At 45.6% G+C, this 1611-nt stretch carries 1 pseudogene; it reads left to right on the top strand.

Annotated features, from left to right (window positions below):
* Positions 1 to 1611 (top strand): annotated as a pseudogene (locus tag ACB104_RS16065) (HYR-like domain-containing protein); the annotation flags it as partial.

The raw sequence follows: 1611 nt of genomic DNA, 5'->3' as shown, positions 1-1611 counted from the left end.
GCGATATGACTGTGGAATGTGACGGTACTGCTGACCCCAGCGGAGCGTTTGCCGCTTGGTTAACGAGCTTCTCTGGTTCTGACTCTTGTGGTAATGCCATTGTAACAAACAACAGTGCCGGGCTTAGTGACCTGTGTGGTGCTACCGGTTCTGAAACCGTAACGTTTACCCTAACAGATGAGTGTGGTAACGATATCTCTGCCCAGGCTACTTTTACAATTCAAGACACAACAGCTCCAACATTCGTGGAAGCGCTACCTGCTTATGGCAATGTGGAATGTGATGCTTTACCTCCAGCTGAAACGCTTACTGCTACTGATAACTGTGGTACTGCCACGGTAACTTTCAATGAAGTTAGAACTGATGGCGCTTGCCCTGCTAGCTATACTTTAACTAGAACATGGACGGCTACTGATGAGTGTGGTTTAGAAACCGTACATACTCAAACTATAACTGTTCAAGATACTACGGACCCTACTTGGGATGTGGCGCCTAGCGATATGACTGTGGAATGTGACGGTACTGCTGACCCCAGCGGAGCTTTTGCCGCTTGGTTAACGAGCTTCTCTGGTTCTGACTCTTGTGGCACTGCCACTGTAACAAACAATAGTGCCGGGCTTAGTGACCTGTGTGGTGCTACCGGTTCTGAAACCGTAACGTTTACCCTAACAGATGAGTGTGGTAACGATATCTCTGCCCAGGCTACTTTCACAATTCAAGACACTACTAATCCTACTATTGATATTGCGGCAAGCAACATCGAAATCGAATGTGGCGATACAGATTCTGATGCACTCCAAAACTGGTTAGATAATAATGGTGGTGCAACGGCTTCTGATAACTGTAGTGAGATAACTTGGTCTAATGATTACGGTCAAAACACAGCTGTAGACTGTGATGGTGGCGGAATTGTGGTAACTTTCATTGCTACTGATTCATGCAATAACTCAAGCTCAACTGCTGCAACTTATATCATTAAAGATACAACGGCTCCAAGCATAACTACTGAGGCCTCTGCATACACAACTCAATGTGATGGTTCAGGAAATACTCAAGAATTAAATGATTGGTTAACTTCAAATGGAGGTGCAACAGCAACTGATGATTGTTCGGCAATCACTTGGTCAAACAACTTCACTTCTTTAAGTGATGATTGTGGAAACACTGGTTCAGCTACAGTTACTTTTACGGCTACAGATGCTTGTGGTAACACTTCTGAAACCACTGCGACGTTCACAATTCAAGATACAACCGCCCCTACTTTTGTTGAAGCGCTACCTGCTGATGCTACTGTGGAATGTGATGCGGTGCCTACTGCTGAAACGCTTACGGCTTCCGATAACTGTGGTACTGCTACGGTAACTTTTAATGAAGTTAGAACCGATGGTGATTGTCCTTCTAGCTACTCCTTAGCTCGTACCTGGACGGCTACGGATGAGTGTGGTCTAGAAACCGTACATACACAAACTATAACTGTACAAGATACAACCGCCCCTACTTTTGTTGAAGCGCTACCTGCTGATGCCACTGTGGAATGTGATGCGGTGCCTACTGCTGAAACGCTTACGGCCACCGATAACTGTGGTACTGCTACGGTAACTTTCAATGAAG

This window comes from Tamlana flava, from assembly GCF_041287255.1.
Taxonomy (GTDB): domain Bacteria; phylum Bacteroidota; class Bacteroidia; order Flavobacteriales; family Flavobacteriaceae; genus Tamlana; species Tamlana flava.
This window is presented reverse-complemented; position numbering and strand designations above follow the sequence as displayed.